Origin of the sequence: Sporomusa malonica (assembly GCF_900176355.1) — a bacterium.
Taxonomy (GTDB): domain Bacteria; phylum Bacillota; class Negativicutes; order Sporomusales; family Sporomusaceae; genus Sporomusa; species Sporomusa malonica.
In genome coordinates this window covers 99,057-116,628 of sequence record NZ_FWXI01000018.1, presented here as the reverse complement: position 1 = coordinate 116,628, position 17,572 = coordinate 99,057, and the positions used below count along the sequence as shown (strand labels likewise).

Sequence of the window (17,572 nt, the reverse complement as noted above, 5' to 3'; positions counted from 1 at the left end):
AACAAGCTCTCAGTTCGGATCGGAGGCTGCAACTCGCCTCCGTGAAGTCGGAATCGCTAGTAATCGCAGGTCAGCATACTGCGGTGAATACGTTCCCGGGCCTTGTACACACCGCCCGTCACACCACGAAAGTTGGCAACACCCGAAGCCGGTGGGGTAACCTGCGATGGAACTAGCCGTCTAAGGTGGGGTCAATGATTGGGGTGAAGTCGTAACAAGGTAGCCGTATCGGAAGGTGCGGCTGGATCACCTCCTTTCTAGGGAGATTACGGGCTTGAAATATAGTCTGAAATCCTAGGTCGGTACATCTTGGCAGATACATTACACTTACATTGTTTAGTTTTGAGGGAATGTGGAAACGAGACTAACAATATTGCTAAAGGCAAAAGCCTGCAGGGAATAATCCTTGCAGGCTTTTGCCTTTTGGTTTTGTTACAACATTAATGAATTCTTACTTAGCTTTTTCATTTTGTTTTCAGAATCGATTGCTATAATTACTAAGAAATGCAGCAATAGCTATCGCTGATCTATGCGATTGTGAGGAGAGATACTATGAAATATATTTCAATTGTTGTACCTGTATATAACGAGCAGGAGAACGTGGCAGTATTTTATCAAGAGGTTTGTAAACATATGGAACCTAAGGGCTATCCATTTGAGCTAATTTTTGTTGATGATGGTTCTACGGATGAAACTGTTTTAATCTTAAACAAGTTAACCCAACAGGACACTAGAGTTCGTGCTATTATTTTAGCACGTAATTTTGGACATCAATTAGCATTAAGTTGTGGTCTTGATCATGCCCATGGCGATGCGGTCATTACTATGGATGGTGATATGCAACATCCCCCAGAAATGTTGCCGATTTTAATAAATAGGTGGGAAGATGGCTTTGAGGTCGTTCAAACTATCCGCAAAGATACGCAAGGGGTTTCGTGGTTTAAACGATTTACGTCGAAAATATTTTATCGGATAATTAACTCTGTGTCGAATATTAATATGGCTGAAGGTGGATCAGACTTTAGGTTGCTTGACAGAAAAGCGGTAGATACTTTTAAAAGCTTCAAAGAAAAGGCAAGATTTATCCGCGGTATAATTGGCGCCATGGGCTATAGGCAAACACAAATCGAATTTGTAGCCCCGCAACGTTTTGCTGGTAAGTCCAAATTTTCGCTAAGAAAAATGTTGAATTTTGCCCTTGATGGTATTACCGCTTATTCCAGATTGCCGCTTCGCCTGGCTTTTTATATGGGCATTTTATCCGGTCTGCTAAGCTTAGTTTTAACGATCGACGTAGTCTATACTAAGTTGTTTACCGCAGATGCCGTTCCGGGATGGGCTACCATCGCAGCCAGTGTGCTGCTGCTGGGAGGACTGCAACTTGTAGGATTAGGTATTATCGGTGAATATATTGGCAGGATTTTTGAAGAAGTAAAAGAGCGCCCTTTGTATTGGGTACGAGAAGAGCTAAAAAGTAATGTGGAGGCAGCGCCTAAAAAGATAGAAACTGTTGCATGAGACTAAGGCGGAAGGAATAAGGGCTACTAATAAAGATGAAATCTTATTGATTCATAAAGATAGCAGCTATTATCCAAGGAGGAATTTTTGTGATTACTTCAATATCTATAGCGACTGTTCGCTCTCGAGACCTCTGTCTGGGATTGTTCCTGGTTTCCTTCATTTCATATCTGTTGTTTAGCCACCTTGTGCCAATAACAGACCCTGTAGAGTCAAATTATGTGCTTACTGCAAAAGAAATGGTAGAAAGTTCAGACTGGCTTTCTCCCAGAATCTACGGGAACGTATGGTTTGACAAACCGGTTTTCTTTTATTGGTTAACAGCCATTGCTTTCAAGGTTTTTGGGTTCTCCGACTTGGCAGCGCGTTTGGTTCCTGCCTTGTTTGCCGGGGTTGGTGTGGTTATGGTGTATTGGTTTTTAACCAAGACCGCGAGTCAGGCAGCAGCGTTGCTAGGGGCCCTTGTCCTGGGGACATCGTTAGAGTATGTATTGCTCGCAAAATTTGTGATTACCGATATGGTATTGTTTGTATTTAACAACGCGGCATTAGCATTCTTCTATCTTGGTTATACCAGAGTAGACGATACAAAACGCTGGTATTTTGCTATGTATGCCAGTATGGCTTTGGCCGTCTTAACAAAAGGGCCGGTGGGCTTACTGTTGCCTGGACTTGTTATGGTGATATTTATTGGGGTGCAGCGCAATTGGGCAGAACTTAGGAGAATGTATATACCTGCCGGAGTTCTTATTTTTTCTATGGTCGCCTTGCCGTGGTATGCTGCCATGTATTTTGATTACGGGTCTGACTTTGTTAATATATTTTTTGGTGTTCATAACTATTTGCGTGCGACGGTTTCAGAACATCCTAAAGATAATGTGAGTTATTATTATGTTTTAATATTTTTACTTGGTATGTTACCTTGGTCACCGATTACGCTGAAGGCTATGATTGCTGGTTGCAAAGACCGATCTTTGCGCAAATCTTCGTTATGGTTATTTAGCTTCATCTGGGTTGGCGTTTATTTCACTTTTTACTCGTTTATGGCTACCAAATATCTTACCTATACTTTTCCTATGTTTTTCCCGTTAGCGGTGATAGCGGGAATTTATCTAGAACAATTGATCAACCAGGATAATCAGAGAACCATTATTTATTGGGTGGGCATTCCAATGGTTTTAGCGACTCTCGCCTATCTTGCTGCAGCATATCGTTATCTCGGGAGTCCGTGGCTTGTTGCTGCCGTGGGAAGCCTAGTGATACTTACCTGGTGGAAAATTAAAAAACAACCCACGAAACATGCTTTAGGGTTGCTCTGTTTATGCCAAATTGCAGTGTACATGACGCTATCACTTTTTGTTTTTTCTGCAATGGCTGATAGTAAATCGGGAAAAGAGCTTGCGCAAAATATGATAGAGTATAACGGAAATAAAATTGGTCTTTATGAATTCTATAGCACCTCTGCTGTATATTATAGTGGCAAAGTTGCCGTGAAAGTTACTTCGTCAGAAGAGGCAACATCACCCCAACCAGGGTCATTAAGCTGGTCAAGTAAGTACACGATGCCTACTGAATCACTTTCAAATTTCGTGACGAATGCAAAAAAGGATAGTATAGTGATTATAGTACCTGAAGATAAAAGGAAAAGATTTTTGGAAGAGTCGAAGAATCTCAATCCTAGACTTTTGCGGACTAAAGATGGATTTAGCTATTACTATCTTGGCGTCTGACAGATATCGTTCCAGGCATTGAGAAAAGGAGTTACAGAGATGCGTATATTGCTTGCTGAAGATGATGCCAAGCTAGGTAATCTAATTAAACGTATGTTGGAAAAGGCCGAAGTGCAGGTGGATTGGGTTACACAGGGTGACACTGCGATAGAGTACGCAATCCATTCCCCCTATGATGTCATTGTTTTAGATTGGATGATGCCAGTTAAAACTGGAATTGAGGTTTGCGATCACCTACGCAAAGGCGGGTATCAAGGATCAATATTAATGCTTACAGCAAAAGATGACGTCGTCGATCGGGTGTTAGGGTTGGATACAGGAGCCGATGACTACCTTGTAAAACCGTTTGAGTTTGTAGAACTACTTGCTCGGCTCCGCGCTTTATCACGCCGCAGTAGCACCAAGCTGAAAGAAGATATAGTACAATTGGGCGACCTTATTCTAAATCGTTCGAGCCGCAGCGTTCAATTTAAGGAAACTGAAGTACAGCTTACTAGCCGCGAATTTCAGTTACTGGATTTGCTTGTTCAAAACAAAGGGCAGGTAGTACCACGAGAGGTTATATTAGATAGAGTCTGGGGGCTAGAATCTGACGTATCACCCAATAACCTTGATGCTTATGTGCGTTTGTTGCGGAGAAAAATTAACCTGCCAGAGGGTGACGTGGTAATCCAAAATGTAAGAGGGGTAGGTTTCAAGTTGGAGGCTCATCATGTTTGCTAAAATTCGCAACCGCCTTACTATGGTGTATGCTGCAGTTATGGTATGTTTTCTTATCTCATTCATTATTGCAAGTTACACTGGGTTGGTTTGGGTGCTATACCGAGAAGAGCAGCTAGATGTAGAGGCATTTGCTAAAGAAGAAGCTCATGAACATATTAACGTACTTCGGCAGAAACAATTGTCAGCGAATCAACCTTTCGTGGAAGATGATGAGCAAAATGATGGCAAACTCTTTCACTACGTATTTGATATGAATAATCAACAGGTTTCCGCCAGTGAGCCAGCTCCCGAAGTACGTGCCGCTATTATAGAAAGCATAGGTAGCTGGAAAGGTGCTGATGGGGAAGCGATATTAACCAAACTACATCTTCCAAGCGACAATAAAAATTACTTTATGATATGCAGTCTGAAAGTTTATGAGGGAGACCGTGCGTTAGGTACTGTTTTCGTAGGTAAAGATATTACGTCCTACTGCATAATGTTAAAACGGTTATTGCTAGTGCTGAGCACTGTATGCCTGTTATTTCTTGTTATTGCAACTTTTGCCGGACATGTACTGGCGGGGCGGGCAATTATTCCTATAAAAAACTCTTTCTCCAGACAACGTGAGTTCGTTGCAGATGCATCTCATGAACTTCGTACTCCTCTGAGTGTTATGCTTTCTTCTGTTGATGCAATTCGAACAGATGACGAAAATAAGTTTTCGACATTCTCTGAACAGGTTCTTGATGATATGAAAAGTGAAATCAAGAGAATGACAAAAATTGTAGCTGATTTATTAACTCTTGCAAGAGCTGATGCCGGTGCGACAAACCTTTTTAAAGAAAAGTTTGACATCAACAATGTGGCAGAAAAGGTAATCCGTTCTTTTCAACCAGTAGCAGCTGAAAAAGGGATCAAGCTTGAGTTTGTCGGAACAAACAATCTTTTTATACAAGCAGATAGAGAACGAATTAACCAGCTTTTTTTGATTTTAATTGATAATGCTTTAAAATTTATACAGCACGAAGGAGCGGTAATCCTCACTGTCAAACAGGTGACTGGTTCGAAGCGGACAGTCAATATCATCGTACAAGATAACGGGCAGGGTATTCCCGAAGACCAGCAGCAACTTATTTTTGAACGGTTTTACAGAATAGATAAAGCAAGATCCAGGGACGCGGGGGGAACTGGGCTAGGTCTGTCCATTGCAAAATGGATAGTGGAAGCTCATGGCGGAACAATTAAAGTTGAAAGCTCTGTCGGTGTCGGCAGCACTTTCATTGTAAGCTTGCCTAGCTAATTAATATTCTGGGTGAAGCCCCGAGTGATACCGGCTGCCAGCCGGTATCACTCGGGGCTTCTTTAAATGAATGGTTCTTGCAAGTCTGCATTTTTAATTTAAATATGGTTAGCCAGTTTTTTCTTAGGTAAGACTAAAAGAATTGACAGTACATTGATTTTGGTTTTATAATAAATACTATACGGGGGTATAGTAGGAGGATCTATATGCTAGATGAACGGGAAAAGACAGATATTAAAAAAAGACTAAGGCGAACAAGTGGACAAATCAACGGAATTGAGAAAATGGTAGATGAGGGTCGTTACTGTGTGGATATTCTGCAGCAGATTATGGCAGCGAGAGCCGCACTCAATCAGGTAGCGCTCATTATGATTGAAAGTCACACAAAGAGTTGTGTGGTTAATGCTATAAAAGAAAACCGTACTGAAGAGGCTGTCGATGAGTTGATGGGCGTCTTATCTAAGTTCACAAAGTAAGAGTGGCATGCTACAAGAGGTAAAGGGGTGAAAATATGACTGATTCAAACAGAGCATCTGTAGAGACTGTCTTTTTAAAGATCGGAGGCATGACATGTGCCGCCTGCTCAGGCAGGGTGGAACGCGGGCTCGCCAAACTCAAAGGAGTAGAAAAGGCCGCCGTTAATCTTGCCACTGAGAAGGCTTCTATAACCTATGATCGCTCGCAGATTAGCCTGAGCGAGATAGCACATAAGATTGAAGACTTGGGCTATCAGGTTATCAAGGATAAGGTAGACTTAAAGATTACCGGTATGACCTGTGCGGCCTGCTCAGGTCGCGTGGAAAGAGGCTTGAGCAAACTGACTGGTGTAACCAATGCTGTTGTCAATCTGGCAGTGGAGAAGGCTACGGTAGAGTATTATCCTGGTGTAACTACTTTAAACGATATTAAGGGTAAAATTGAAAAACTTGGGTTTGGTGCTCATGATTTAGCAGATACTGCCGCGGTAGACAAAGAGAAGCAGGCCCGTGAAGCAGAGATAAGTAGACAACGCTTTCGCCTTCTGCTAGCTGCAGGTTTTTCCCTGCCGCTACTATTGGCTATGGCCATGCACATGCTTGGAGTAAAGGGCTGGGCTAGCGAGTTATTGATGAATCCCTATCTCCAATTGGTATTGGCAACTCCTGTCCAATTTATTGCAGGCTGGCAGTTTTACCGAGGGGCTTATATCGTGCTTAAGAACGGCAGCGCGAACATGGATGTTCTGGTCGCGCTTGGAACGTCGGCTGCCTATTTCTATAGTATCGCTAACGTACTTCGACATGCACCTGATCTATATTTTGAGACATCAGCTATTCTAATTACGCTAATTATTTTGGGTAAATTACTTGAAGCCACTGCCAAAGGGCGGACCTCTGAGGCCATTAAGGCGCTTATGGGGCTGCAGGCCAAGACGGCCAGAGTGCTGCGCGATGGACAGGAAATTGATATTCCGGTCGAATCAGTCTTGGCCGGGGATATCGTGGTGGTGCGTCCTGGCGAAAAAGTTCCGGTCGACGGCGTTATTGTTGAAGGGACATCAACGCTGGATGAGTCGATGCTTACCGGTGAAAGTTTGCCTGTTGATAAAAAGACGGGTGATCAGGTAATTGGCGCAACCATCAACAAATTTGGCACCTTCAAATTTAAGGCCACTAAAGTTGGCAAAGATACTGCTTTAGCTCAAATTGTGCGCATTGTCGAAGAAGCCCAAGGATCTAAAGCACCAATTCAGCGCTTTGCCGACGTGGTATCAGCATATTTTGTACCGGTCGTTGTAGGACTGTCGCTGCTAACCTTTGTGGTATGGTTTTTTATTCTGGACCCAGGTAATTTCTCGCGGGCGTTGGTCAATTTCACTGCCGTATTAGTCATCGCATGTCCTTGCGCACTTGGATTAGCTACACCGACATCGATTATGGTAGGGACAGGTAAAGGCGCGGAAAACGGGATATTGATCAAAGGTGCTGAGCACTTAGAGAATGCCCATAGACTGACAACCATTGTCCTTGATAAAACAGGCACAATTACCAAGGGTGAGCCTGAAGTTACTGATATTGTGCCGTTTGCTGGACTTGCTGAAGCTGAACTCCTACGCCTGGCTGTCAGGGCAGAGAAAAACTCTGAGCATCCTTTGGCGCAAGCTATTGTTAAGTACGGGCAAAAACAAGGCGTATCTCTTAACGACCCTGAGTCATTTACTGCTATTCCTGGGTACGGGGTTGAGGTTACCATTGAAGGAAAAAGAGTTTTAGTGGGTACCCGCAAACTAATGCTGAAAAATAATATTGAGTTTGAATCAGCTGTTACTCAAATCGAACAGTTGGAATTGCAAGGTAAGACAGTCATGCTGTTTGCCTTAGAAAACAAGCTCAGCGGTTTATTCGCCGTGGCTGATACGGTGAAAGAGCATTCTGCTCAAGCTGTAGCCGAGCTGAAAAAAATGGGTATTGAGGTATGGATGATAACCGGTGATAACACCCGGACTGCCCAGGCTATCGCCCAAACTGTCGGTATAACCAGCGTTATGGCTGAAGTACTGCCAGAGCACAAAGCTGAAAAGGTTGAGGCTCTTAAAAAAGAGGGTAAGGTTGTGGCTATGGTCGGTGATGGCATTAACGATGCTCCGGCGTTGGCAACGGCCGATGTCGGCTTTGCCATTGGCACAGGCACCGATGTTGCTATTGAGGCGGCAGATATTACGCTAATGCGGGGTGACCTGACTGGTATTGTAGCTGCTATTCGCTTAAGTAAGGCAACTATGCGCAATATTAAGCAGAATCTATTCTGGGCGCTTATCTATAATTCGCTTGGCATCCCAGTCGCGGCAGCAGGATTTCTATCACCTGTACTGGCAGGCGCGGCAATGGCCTTTAGTTCGGTTTCGGTGGTAACCAATGCACTTAGACTGAAACGGTTTAAGCCGTATAAGGATTAAACGACATTACGCAAGCAGCCCTCTGATTAGTGGAGGGCTGCTTGCCTTAAAAGAACATAAATTCTTCAAAGCCTTAGCCTGTGATATTGTTGATAAATATATTTGTATTTTTCTTGGAAAATAATGTTATGTCATATATTTACAAGGAATTTTATGGTATAATTTAAAAGAGCATAATGTTCAATTTTATTCAAATTAGTCGAAAAGATGCAAAATGATTAGCCAAAGGAGGTTTATCTGGATAGTTCGGATAGTAAGTACTTCAGCAGAAGTCAAAGATTATTAGTACTAGAAAACCAAATAACTAGCGCAACCAGAGCTTAAGAATAGCCAACTGTTTATACTCCACGATTATAAGGGGATTTACTGTAGGCATTACTAGAGGTCTGATTTTTTATTTAAAAATTTATATGCTTCATCGAAGGGGGCTGTTTTTTCTACAAACAATTTAAGGTGGATTGTATGCAGATTTTAGATGAATAACCGTATTATGATATTATTGAAGGGGTGAGTTAATTGTTACCTGTTTCAGTTCATAAACGGGCCTATTTAATTATTACGATGATTGTATCTCTACCTATGTTAATATGGACATATAATAATGCTTCCCGCACCCACCGGCTGCTGCTGTATGAAAAAGAAGTACAATTAGCTAAAATCGTCTCTGCTCTGGCACAAAGATTACCACAGTCCTTTGAAGAAATACTGAGACAAGAGAACGTTTTTTCTGGCACCAATGAAGACAAGCTTCGGGCTTTGAATAGACAACTTCAGCCAATTGTAACAGAGGTGGCAGCGTGGTATCCTGGTCATAATCTAGGATATTATTCGCCAGAACTTAAAGTAGTTGCTGTATGGCCTTGGGACAATAGCTTCCTAGGAGTGAAGGCATCAGATAGCTCTTTGGTGGTGTATGAGACAAGCCGTATGGAAACCGCGTATCTTAATAAAAGTACTATACCAGGTGAGGGGCCGTTATTAGCTGTTACTTACCCTCTTCACAACAATGGTAAGATCGTAGGTCATGTATGGGCGGACATTAAGACGGAAGATATAGAGTCTGAATTCTACTTTCTCCTTTTTCGAAATCTGGGTATTATTTGTGCTATTTGGCTGGCAGTATTGATGACTATTAAGTGGACATTTACGAAATTAGATAAGTCGCTGGTTAATTTTGTTATGCAAGTAAAGTCTGGTGATTTTGATAGAGTAAAATTGCAGGAATTCCCACAATTGGTGCCGGTTCTTGATACAGTTAGTACATTGAGACAGCACCTTGCTAACGAGTTTGAAAGACGAGAAAAAGTAAAGGAAGAAATGATAAAACTAGATCGGCTAAATTTAGTATCTAGGATGGCTGCCGGAGTTGCTCATGAAATTCGTAACCCGATGACGGTAGTGATGGGCTTTATTCAAATGATGTCCAATAAAGCCGATGCAAAGTGGCGAGAACGAGCATTAGTGATATTAGAAGAACTCAAGCATATTAATATGATTGTTACGGATTTTCTGTCGTTAGCACGCAATAAGAGAGTGGACAAGCAGCTAATGCAACTTAATCAAATCATAGAAGCCATGGCACCACTTATCTATGCCGAGTCAGAAAACAGGGGAATTTTTGTGTCGCTGTCACTCAAAAATGCGTTGCCAATAGTTAATTTGGACGGCAAAGAGATAGTCCAATTAATTTCAAACCTCACACGCAACGCGTTAGAGGCTATGGAGCAAGGTGGGACATTTGAGATATCTACCCTAGATCACTGTGGAGTCATTGAATTATGCATTAGAGACAATGGCTGCGGTATTAGTGACGAACATTTGGATAAAATATTTGATCCCTTTTATACTACAAAGGATCAGGCTACAGGGCTAGGGCTTGCAGTGTGTAAGAGTATCGTGGATAGGCACGGCGGCGATATTCGGATAGAATCTAATTTAGGGCGGGGAACTACAGTAATTGTTTCTTTTAGAGCGGCTGATTCACAGGAAAACGAAGGCAGGGATATGTGCGGCTAGACAGTCATGCCGTTATAACGGCACCATCAAAGAATGAAAATGCTATTTTTCAGGATAATAGACCGAGGAATTGTGTTAACTAACGTAAAGTTGCTAAGGTAGTTGGGAATAACTATCTTAGCAACTTTCTTTACTATAGAGATAGCTTTGTTGACATAAATACTTTGCAGTTGTATTATTGACTTAATACGAGCTTACTTCATCTCTTTTGATTTACTGAATATTAACGCTAGAAGTGTCCAAGCCCGGACCCTGGGAGACCAGTATGCGAACTAAGCTAGACAACGGGAAAGCCGTTATTTTATTTCATCGCTCCTATCGTAAGCTGCCTGGTTCAGTCGCGACTTTTTTACTGCAATTCGGATGTTTTGCTGTTCCATTGGCCGCTTTGACTGCCTATTTTTATCCCCAGATTACTCGCGCTATATGTTTAATAACGGAGATCACATTGGCCCCTTTTTTTCAAGACACAATAACTATCGCCGAGACGAATTTTATTGATGTTGTTGGTTATATATACTTTATTGATTTACCAGGCAAGTTTCCGGAGTTCTTCTTTTCGTTGGGAAATGCTCTTGTTTGCCTGGTATTGCTATTATTTCAGGTGTATTTATGCAGGGCAAATCCTCTCAATATTTTTTTCATGATGATTGTAGCTGTTCAGCTGCTGTCATCGACATTTTTTGTGGTCGCTCCTGGCCTGTTTCCGTATGATATTACCGATTATTCATACCTCTATATGGTTCAACAGATTAGTATTTTGTTCTTTGTCCCTCTCATAATGGGCTTTGCCCTGTTACCGCTGCCTTCAAGTCTAATTTCAAAGTGTTTAACCATGGGCATAACATGTGTATATGCTCTGGTCTTTGGGACAGTCAGGTATGCCGTTTTTCTTTTCATTCTGGCGAAGGCATCGCTACTTTACATGGCAGTACTTTTTTTCGTTCTTGGCCCGTTAATAGATTTCGCCTATATCGTGGGAATCTATAGCATCCACGTCACCCGGCTGACGGCTAAGACAAAGGAGGATGTTTCAGTATGGCGATGGTGATACTCCTCTTGAAAGCTTATCTATTATTCACGATCGGGTTAATGGTGGTGTATTCCCTTAGGCATTTCGTGTTTACCCTGAATAGGCTTTTCGGGGAACAACGATTGTATTATCACGACATCATTGACTCCGATTTGGACACAGTATCGGTGCTAATCCCTATGCATAATGAGAAAAAAGTTGCAGCCCATGTGATCGAACAGCTGCTAAAGACTGACTACAATATGGATAAGCTCGAGATTATACCGATCAACGACTTTTCTCAGGATGGAACAAAAGAAATTCTAGATGTTTATGCCGCTCAATATTCTGTTGTCAAGCCTATTCACCGCTACGACGGTGAGCGCGGCAAGCCTGCAGCTCTAAATGAAGCAATCAAAAAAGCAAGTGGCGAGGTTATCATCGTTTTTGATGCCGACTATCTGCCGCCCTGTGGAATTATCAAGGATATTGCTGTCTGCTTTAAGGACCCGGAAGTAGGGGCTGTCATGGGACGGGTGGTTCCTGTCAATACTAAGACCAACCTGCTCACACGGCTGCTTGATCTTGAACGCTCGGGAGGCTATCAGGTAGACCAGCAGGCTCGTTATAATCTGGGCCTTATGCCACAGTACGGCGGCACCGTTGGCGGCTTTAGAAGGAGTGTAGTTGCCAAGCTTGGCTATTTCAACACAAAAGTCTTGGCCGAAGATACTGAACTGACGTACCGGTTGTCAATTAATGGCTGGAAAGTGCTTTATGCTAACCGGGCCGAGTGTTATGAAGAAGTACCTGAAACTTGGGGTGTACGAGCGCGACAAATTAGGCGCTGGTCCAGGGGGCACAATGATGTGTTTTTTAAATACTTTCTTCCTGTAATGAAATCACCATACCTCTCGTTACGTGAAAAACTTGATGGTATGCTGCTCCTAATCGTCTACTCAGTACCTGTTTTCCTTTTGCTGGGACTGTGCTGTTCGCTTGCCCTGTTCTTTTTCGGCGAGATGCAAATTGTTTCGGGACTGGGTTTTCTGCTTTTTATCGGGGCGTACAGTACCTTTGGCAATTTTGCTCCATTTTATCAGGTGGGGACGGCTTGCTTTTTGGACGGAACTCCGCAACGTATTTTGCTGCTGCCGTTGTTGATTTTTAATTTCTTTTTTAATATGTGGTATATCTCAAAAGGCTTTGCCGATGCCGTCATTGATGTGATCACCTCTCGAAAAACCATCTGGCAGAAGACGGAGCGTTTTAGGAAGGGCCCAGTTGTGAAGGAGTATGTTTAATGCTGCTGCTTTTGTTCTGCTCCTTGCTAATCTTATTGCTTTTTTTGCCGTTTGCTCCAGGGCTGCGCGAGATGTTGAACGGAAAAGATGCTGAGCCTTTGTTTATTAACATGGATTATCGCAGGAATCCCCGGTACTTTGGGTTATCTTTTCGGCAAATAGTAATAAAATCGCTTGCCAATTACACAGGTATGTCAGGGTTTCTCCATATCAAACTTTCAAAGCAGGAATTAATTGAAGTGGTGGATGACGCCGTTGTTGAAGATGGCGGTTCCGTAGCAACTATTTACTATGTTGAAAACAATCTTCAGTCCGGAAGAAATGTACGATTTGAAAAGGAAGTCTATGTGAGGGGGAACGCATGCCTCGGTGAGGGCAATGAGCTTCGTGCTTTGGCTTGTGATGGCGATATTCATATTCTTGGGAGGACAAGGTTTATCCGATGGCTGGATGCGGAAGGCAGTATCCGGGCTGAAGAGGAGAGTGAGCTTGGTGTCAGCGCCGCCTGTGGCAAAGAACTGTTCCTGGCTGGAGGGTGCTCATTTAAAAGGCTTTATGGCTTTCCGGTTACGACAATGACTTCCACTATGGCATATACTGCTCCAGAGCGGGTAGCCGCCGGCGATTTCGTTGAGGCTGGTCCTGCCTCTCAGCAAGAGGATATGCAACGCAACCTCGCGGTACTCCCAGCCCGCAGCCGGAAAAACTGTGACATAATTACCGCCCATTCTCTGACTATTGGAGAACACACGATTATCGAGGGGCATGTAAAAACCCATGGTGACCTGGTTGCCGCCCACTCAGTTACCATTACAGGCAATATTTTTGCCGGAGGCAATATCCGTCTTGGACCATATTGCCGGGTTCTGGGCACAATATTTACGCAAGGACACATTACTTTGGAGGACGGCGTAGCAGTTGGTTCTCATGGAAAAATTAAGTCAGTCATCAGCAAGAAGGGAATTACTTTTCACCGTGGGGTCAGCGTATTCGGATTTGTTTCAACCGAAGGGGAGGGGAGAGTAATATAAAAAAGGCGCTTATTTTACTCTTTAGTATCGGCATTGTGATTGCCTTCCTTGCTGTTCCGGCAATAAGAAAACTTATGGTTGTGCCTAAGGAGGATGAGATTAGGGTCCTGCTCGTATATCATCCCGCCTACCTGAAAAATGCCCCCCACATACTTGCAGCTTATGAAAGTGTGTTACAGGAGGAGGGCGTTCCCTATGAAACCGTTGACGTCTTGCAGCTCACCCGAGTTGATGCTGGCAAACTTGTAAAAACTGTTCCGGTTGTGATTATGCCGGACAACCTCCTTCAGAGTGTTCCTGCTCAGTTTGATGACTGGACAAAGCAATATCTCGCTAATGGGGGAAATATCGCAGTTATTTACGACGCTGGAATCAGGGATGATCATGGACACTTTCGAGAACATGCGGCTTTTGCGGATATTATTGGCCTGAATTATATTACCTACAGCACAGCAGGTACAGAGGCCTATGGCTATGGATATGTTAGGTTTTCCTCCAAGGAAAATCGTGATTTCTTTCAAATCCCTATGGGTAAAACGATAGATGGGCTGGTACTCAGCAGCTACGGCTATGGGCCGCTTAAATATCCCTTGGCCAGAAATGTATCAGTTCGGGATATTCCAGAAACCGGTATTTATGCTTATAGTGAGGCAGCAAATAACGAAAGGTTTCCTTCTTTAGTTCTCACAGAATATGCCAAGGGCAGAGTTCTGTATGTTAATCTACCCCTTGGCCATCTTAAAGCTAACACAGACGATTTGCCGCTCAGGTCAATGCTCAGAACATTTCTTTTTGACGTGGTTGAAATTCCGCATATCACCAATGTTGAGCAAGGTCAGGGTGGCATTGTCATCAACTGGCATATTGATTCCAGTATAGAACATACTACATTGCCTGCTATGCAAGCTGAGGGCTTTCTCCGGCCGGGGCTCCGCGCCTCTTTTCATATTACTGCCGGAGATTTCCGCGATACCCCGCTTGACCGCCTGGGATATGATGCTGTTGGGGCAGGAAGGGGGTTGACAACGCTCCTCAAGGGCTATGGTGTAATTGGGTCGCATGGGGGCTGGGCACACAACTGGTTTTCAGAGAACATTACCAAGGGAGCTTTCGCAGAGCCGGAGATAAGAGAATTCATTGCGAAAAACAACATCAGTCTTGAGACTGTTGTCGGTTACAAAGTAATTGAGTACTCTGCACCCAGCGGCCTGCATCCTCAACCGGCCACAACCAAGATACTCGAAGACATGGGTTTCATTGCCTATTATTATACCGGTGACACTGGCAGCGGGCCAAATCGTACCTTCTACGAAGGGAAAATGGTATCTGATAAAGTCATCGCTTTCCCTGTTATGCCTTTTGGCCGAACGGCCTCGCTTGGTGAGATGTATGATTTGGACCATAAGAATGAGACCGAGGTCACAGAATGGCTTTTCAGTATCCTCAGCTACGCCGCCCGCAATCGGACCGTGCGGCTAGTCTATTCCCATCCCTATGATATTGAGGCGTATCCCCAGGCCATGAAAGCCTTTATTGACAGAGCCGAAGCAATGCAAGCTGCTGGAGAAATCACTGTCCGGCCCATGAGTGACTTTGCGAGGTTTTTCCTGCGATTTATGAGTACAACCTACGCTTTCAGAGTTAAAGAGAAGCAACTCGTCATTTCGCTAAAGAACCTTGATGACTTGGCAGGCATAACGATTGCACTGCCGAAAAAGTCCTGTCAAAAACCAACAGCAGAGGGGATCGTAGTCCGGGAGGATGAGCGGTATTATTACCTTACAGTGGTGGGAAAGAATGAAAAAGAGAAACTTATTACGGCTGACACTCGTTAGTATTTTACTCTTATTTGTTATCCAGGGAACTGCTTTTGCCGAACATCCAGCCCGAGTAATCATGGGGTTCTATTCGAGTGACTTTGCACAGCGGCACACTATTGAACCCTATATTGTAAGTATTCTGGCACTCAACGAAGTCGAGAACGATAGACATCTTGACGAGGTAGGGCAATTCATTCAGTGGTATTTCAGCAAGCTCAACTACCCGGATCACCACGGCCTTACGGGTACGATATATATTCATTCCCTACAGGACGGCAAAGAGCGTGCGACACGCAAATACGATTCAGTCGATGGCTATGCCGGATTGTTTCTCCACCTCCTTCACCAATACGTTGTCAAGACCGGAGATATCGGGATTGTTCATACCAATTGGGATAAAATTGAGGATATTGCGTACCTGCTCCCGGTTTTGCAGGATAGCGACGGACTGACTCGGGCGTTACCTGATAGTCGTGTTAAATATCTCATGGACAACTGTGAAGCCTATGGCGGGGTCTCGGCATATCTTGCCATGGCAAAGCTTACAGGCAAAGGTGACATTGCATACTATAGCAAAGTCCGTGAAGCTATTAAGTATGGAATTATAGCTCATCTCTATGATTCGGAAAATCGGGTGTTTGCCTGGGCTGTCGAAGGGCCGTACCAAAGCAAGTCTTCCTGGTGGATTAGTTACCCTGATGCATATGCCCAGCTGTTTCCCATCTATTACGATATCCTTACAGATGAGCCAGATGCGAAAAATCATCTTTGGTGGCAATTTACCGGTAAATATGCGGGGTTGGTGCAAACCTTTCCTATTGAACAGCAGATTATCTATAATTTGACTCGGAGAAAAATGGAAAGAGCGGTAGAAAAATGATGACGAGGATGATACCTGTATTATTTTCCTTGCTTCTGGGTTTAATCATATATCCATTCCAACAGTCCTTGGCAGAGGACAAGCCTGCTGACGAGCGTAAAAATCGTATGGAAATCTCTACATCGTATGAACATCTCTCTCCTCATGCTGATTATGGTGACTGGAAGACGTTATCTTTGGGCTTCTATCGCAAGGAGCGGCCTGATTTGACTTGGTACACCCAACTTTCTCATTTATCACGGCCCGAAGGAAGTGGTCAGCTTGCAGCAGTGGGTGCTTTCAAGGACTGGAGTGATTCTTTCTACACCTATACATCGCTGTCAGCAGGAACTGAGTCGGCTTATCTCCCGAGGACGAGGGTAGATAACAATTTTAACTTTAAGTTTGGCCCGGAAAAAAGATTGGTAGGGTCTGTCGGTGGAAGCTATATTCAATATTTTGGTGACCATAAGGATTATATCTTGTCTGCAGGGATCATGGCTTATCTCAAAAACTCGGTCGCTGAGTACCGCATTTTTAGAAATCAGAGCGATCCTGGCTCAGTTGATTCTTATTCGTACCTGCTGTCTCTCAGTTATGGTCAGGATAAACACCAGTGGACAACAGCTACTTTCTCATCAGGCAAGCAGGCATATCTGGCAACATACCTGGCAACGCCCCAAGAGGTGAACCAGAACTCTCGAATGCTTACCCTAAACCACCGGCGTTGGTTAGGGAGTGAGCATGGTTTTTTTGGAGACATCAGCTATGTAGAACTAGAAAATTCCTACCACAAAACAGGTGTCTCACTAGGTTTTTTCCGGGAATTATGATTTTCTTGATACTCGATCTATGTTGTATGTCTGAGTCTTTTTAAAAGGAGACTCATTTTTTTATTGACATTTAGCAATAAGTCAACGTATGATTATATATGAACATATAATCATACGTTGAGAGGTGTGCCATGAAGGCAACAGAAAAAGATATTTGTGAAGAACGCTGTTTCCATCCCCAGGCAATCTGTCTGGCCAGAGCAGGAATGCTGGAGGATAGAACAATCCAGGAGTTAGCCGAGATGTTTAAGATATTAGGCGATCCTACCCGCATCAAGATATTACATGCGCTATCGAAGCAGGAACTGTGCGTATGCGATATTGCCGAGACGCTGGGGATGAACCAGTCTGCGGTATCTCATCAGCTCCGTACTCTGCGCAGCGCAAGGCTGGTGAAGTTTCGTAAAGAGGGTAAAGAAGCCTGGTATTCACTTGATGATGATCATGTAATTACTTTGATGTGTCAGGGGTTAGAGCATATTTCTCATGATGGCAGGAGGTAAGAAGCT

Annotated in this window: 14 protein-coding genes and 1 rRNA gene; all 15 read left to right on the top strand. The window is 43.6% G+C overall.

Going from position 1 to position 17,572, the window contains the following annotated elements; all coding sequences use genetic code 11:
- Positions 1–257, top strand: a 16S ribosomal RNA gene (locus tag B9A22_RS18310); the annotation flags it as partial.
- Positions 258–552: 295 nt separating this feature from the next.
- A complete protein-coding gene (locus B9A22_RS18305) occupies positions 553–1,518 on the top strand; it encodes a glycosyltransferase family 2 protein (RefSeq protein ID WP_084577383.1) in 966 nt (321 codons plus the stop codon).
- Positions 1,519–1,607: 89 nt separating this feature from the next.
- Positions 1,608–3,248, top strand: a complete 1,641-nt coding sequence (locus B9A22_RS18300; RefSeq protein WP_084577382.1) for an ArnT family glycosyltransferase — start codon at positions 1,608–1,610, stop codon at positions 3,246–3,248.
- A gap of 39 nt (positions 3,249–3,287) precedes the next feature.
- A complete protein-coding gene (locus B9A22_RS18295) occupies positions 3,288–3,971 on the top strand; it encodes a response regulator transcription factor (protein ID WP_084577381.1) in 684 nt (227 codons plus the stop codon).
- Positions 3,961–5,253: a sensor histidine kinase gene (locus B9A22_RS18290; protein ID WP_084577380.1), complete on the top strand. Its 1,293-nt coding sequence runs from the start codon at positions 3,961–3,963 to the stop codon at positions 5,251–5,253. Before B9A22_RS18295 ends, B9A22_RS18290 begins: the two co-directional genes overlap by 11 nt.
- Positions 5,254–5,459: 206 nt before the next feature.
- A complete protein-coding gene (locus tag B9A22_RS18285; protein WP_084577379.1) occupies positions 5,460–5,729 on the top strand; it encodes a metal-sensitive transcriptional regulator in 270 nt (89 codons plus the stop codon).
- A 35-nt stretch (positions 5,730–5,764) separates the two neighbouring features.
- The gene (locus tag B9A22_RS18280; protein ID WP_084577378.1) at positions 5,765–8,188 is read left to right on the top strand and encodes a heavy metal translocating P-type ATPase; all 2,424 of its coding nucleotides are present in this window, start codon (positions 5,765–5,767) and stop codon (positions 8,186–8,188) included.
- Positions 8,189–8,767: 579 nt separating this feature from the next.
- Positions 8,768–10,204 carry an ATP-binding protein gene (locus B9A22_RS18275; RefSeq protein WP_176215588.1) on the top strand — a complete coding sequence of 479 codons (1,437 nt, stop codon included), beginning with the start codon at positions 8,768–8,770 and terminating at the stop codon, positions 10,202–10,204.
- 265 nt (positions 10,205–10,469) lie between these two features.
- The gene (locus tag B9A22_RS18270; RefSeq protein ID WP_084577376.1) at positions 10,470–11,255 is read left to right on the top strand and encodes a hypothetical protein; all 786 of its coding nucleotides are present in this window, start codon (positions 10,470–10,472) and stop codon (positions 11,253–11,255) included.
- Positions 11,243–12,520, top strand: a complete 1,278-nt coding sequence (locus B9A22_RS18265; protein WP_084577375.1) for a glycosyltransferase family 2 protein — start codon at positions 11,243–11,245, stop codon at positions 12,518–12,520. The genes B9A22_RS18270 and B9A22_RS18265 overlap by 13 nt, the downstream gene beginning before the upstream one ends.
- A complete protein-coding gene (locus B9A22_RS18260; protein WP_084577374.1) occupies positions 12,520–13,551 on the top strand; it encodes a bactofilin family protein in 1,032 nt (343 codons plus the stop codon). Before B9A22_RS18265 ends, B9A22_RS18260 begins: the two co-directional genes overlap by 1 nt.
- Positions 13,552–13,586: 35 nt before the next feature.
- A complete protein-coding gene (locus B9A22_RS18255) occupies positions 13,587–15,386 on the top strand; it encodes a polysaccharide deacetylase family protein (RefSeq protein WP_084577373.1) in 1,800 nt (599 codons plus the stop codon).
- A complete protein-coding gene (locus B9A22_RS18250) occupies positions 15,349–16,251 on the top strand; it encodes a hypothetical protein (protein WP_084577372.1) in 903 nt (300 codons plus the stop codon). The genes B9A22_RS18255 and B9A22_RS18250 overlap by 38 nt, the downstream gene beginning before the upstream one ends.
- Positions 16,252–16,358: 107 nt before the next feature.
- Positions 16,359–17,063 (top strand): YaiO family outer membrane beta-barrel protein, encoded by a 705-nt coding sequence (locus B9A22_RS18245; protein ID WP_176215587.1) that lies wholly within the window; start codon positions 16,359–16,361, stop codon positions 17,061–17,063.
- Between the two features lie 131 nt (positions 17,064–17,194).
- Positions 17,195–17,566 (top strand): ArsR/SmtB family transcription factor, encoded by a 372-nt coding sequence (locus B9A22_RS18240; RefSeq protein ID WP_084577370.1) that lies wholly within the window; start codon positions 17,195–17,197, stop codon positions 17,564–17,566.
- The last annotated feature ends 6 nt before the right edge of the window (positions 17,567–17,572 follow it).